Below are 2,906 nucleotides of genomic sequence, written 5' to 3' on the forward strand. Positions count from 1 at the left end.
TTTGATGAAAATAAATATGAATAAGTGCTTGAAATTAATAGTAGCCCTATTTTGTATCAATATAATGGTTGTGAGTTTGAAAGCAAATAACCTAGTAAGGTATTCAAATTCTAAGCTTTCAAGCATAAACGCTAACTACTCCAGATCCAAATCGAGCACTATGGTAAAACAGACCGTGCTATCTAGTATAACTGCCAAAGAGCTAAATATAGAAGTAGGAGCCAATACAGATCTGAAAGGTTCACTAATAGCCGCAGGCTACTATGATGAGAATGGAAATTTCATAGATAACGGTAAACTTAGATTAAAAACAGATACCCTAACTTTTTCAAATTTAAGCAACACCAGATACGATAAATCAAATTCTTTAAGCATAGGAACGAATTATGCTTTTAAGGATCCTCAACAGGGAGGAAGCGGAAGTAAAGATGGCGGTAGCCAAGCTAGCACCGCAGGATCAAACGCCTTTAGCTCAAATCAAATGAGCGGTATGCAAACAAGCGGCAGCATAGGACAAAGCGGCACGAGCTTGCAAGATAAAAAGAACGATAGATTAAAACAAGACGACTTAAGTGCCGAGCATATTCAAAATACGATTAAGTCCATAAAAGAAAAGGTAGCCAAGGAAGATAGCAAAAATTTCAGCTCATCAAGCGTATCGCTAAGCAGGTCGCATTCGGTACGCTTAGATAAAACTTTAGCTACCGTAGGACGCGGCAATTTAATAATCAATAATGAAGCCGGCTCGGATGAACTAAGCAGACTAAATAGAGATACGGCTAAAATACAAAAAGATATCGTAAATAGTAATTTGTACTCATCCGCAAAGGCCGATATAGATCATAGATTTTTTAGCCAGGACGGACGAGATCAAATCAAAAAAGAGCTTCTACTCCTTACGGATTCGTTATCAAATCACATGCCGAGCAAAAATTCAAACAACGCTTTTGAAAGAACCATTGCAAAAGGATTAAATTTCTTAGGCACCTACTCTTTGGGTTTAATCCCTAGCGAAGAGGACAACGGAGGTTTGTTGGCTAACATAGGGGCGATAGTAACGGGCGATCCTAAATTTAAGATACTAGGTAATTCAAAATCGAAGAGAGCTTTTGTTAATGGAATTTTGACGGATGAAAATAATGCAAGCGATCAGGCTCGCTATATGGTAGGCGAAGATTACAAGGTCTTATATAATCCAAGTAGGGGATTCTTGCCCGATCTTTTAGAAAGTCTGGTAGATATGCTACCATTTACTATAGGAATTGCGAGACAGGTGGGGCATGAGATAAAAAATGACAATGTAGTCATAGGGCACTCTCAAGGAAGTGCGATTTTAAATTCTGGGTTAAAAAATTTCGATAAGCATCCTAAAAAGACTATATACACGGGAACGCCATTTAATATCCAATTTGGAGAAAATACCTATAACTATGAATATGATTTAGTGAGTCATCCTAGTGCTATTATTATGCCGACATTTTGGAGCAATGTTATAAATGGTGTATAGATGAAAGTGCAACAAAATCAAACATATATAGAACATAATCCATTTTATATCAATCATGTTTATCCATATAATGATATTATAAATAGATTTAATAAGGAGAATAAATGAAAAATTTTGTTATACCTTTTGTCGCATTATGCCTATATGGGTGCAGCCCTACGATTTTAGGGCATAAAATCACTTTTGCAAAACACGTAGACGATGCCTTTTACGGCGAATGCGGCGAAAAAATAGATCAAAAAATTATATATAAATTTAAAGACGGCGTTATTCGTAAAATTTTCTATGAAGATAAAGAGGAATTTGCTTATTATGATGAGATAGTCATCCCCATCCAATCCTGCGAAGGCGAATGGTGTAAAATTTACTATCCTTGCGGTCAAAAAGAGTATTTCGTAAAGAAAGACGATATAGTAAAAAGATATTAATTTTATACTTGAAAGGAGAGCTGTAAAGTATTTCGCACCTTTTATATTGTTATTATTCTTTTGCGGGTGTGAGCCGTATTTTATGAAATATGCCGCCAAATGCGCCGGCGCCGATGATAAATCCGCTCAAAAGAATATGTATTGGTTTAAGGATAGGCATAAATATAGTTTTTTTATGAGGGAGAATATAGAACCTATGCATCCAAAAATGAAAATGATGTTTTGGCAAGACCCGATTATCCTATATTTGTAATTAGTCACTGCGATGATAAGTGGTGCGAGGTCGTTGAAAAGTGCAGCGAGATAAAAGTATTTGTAAAAAAGAGCGATATAATACCATACAAAAGATAGGCGCAGTCTTAAGGTATAAAATTTTAAAATTATGTATTTGCAAGGAATATCATAAGGCGTTATAAATAGAATTCCAATAAAGGAGCGAAAATAAGATGAGAATTTTGACATTAGTATTAGTCATAATTTGGATGACAATATTTAGCGGCTGCAAAGATCTTTTGTTAACCAACCATTTTATTACTTATGGGAACGGGGGCGGCTATGTCAGTACCTGCGAAACATTTTTTAGCGATTATCCCATAGGTGTCGAAAAACTTTATGAATTAAAGAGTAGAAATGATTTAAAAGCCCCGATATATATATAATAAAAGATGGAAATTTTACGATAGCAGATGTTAGAAAAGGAATATTTGGCGTCGTTCCTATCGAAAGCTGTGGCGACAAGTGGTGTAAAATTTACTATCCTTGCGGTGAAACGGAGTATTTCGTAAAAAAGGGCGATATAGTAAAAAGAAAGTACTAGCCGTCAGGCGAAAGTTACTGGCGCGGATTTTAAAATTTCAATACGCGCAGAGTATCTTAGGCGCGTATAGCGTAAATTTAAAGCGGCTTGAGAAGCAAGTAAAACAAGAAGGATTCAAAAATGAAAAGCGTAAAAGGTATTTTCCGTTATCTTT

At 35.6% G+C, this 2,906-nt stretch carries 1 protein-coding gene and 1 pseudogene; both read left to right on the plus strand.

What is annotated here, in order from left to right; genetic code table 11:
- A pseudogene (locus Q0393_RS07020) lies at positions 1 to 1,507 on the plus strand (hypothetical protein); the annotation flags it as partial.
- Positions 1,508 to 1,611: 104 nt separating this feature from the next.
- Positions 1,612 to 1,935 carry a hypothetical protein gene (locus tag Q0393_RS07025; protein ID WP_298979008.1) on the plus strand — a complete coding sequence of 108 codons (324 nt, stop codon included), beginning with the start codon at positions 1,612 to 1,614 and terminating at the stop codon, positions 1,933 to 1,935.
- The last annotated feature ends 971 nt before the right edge of the window (positions 1,936 to 2,906 follow it).

It is taken from the genome of uncultured Campylobacter sp. (assembly GCF_938015785.1).
Taxonomy (GTDB): domain Bacteria; phylum Campylobacterota; class Campylobacteria; order Campylobacterales; family Campylobacteraceae; genus Campylobacter_B.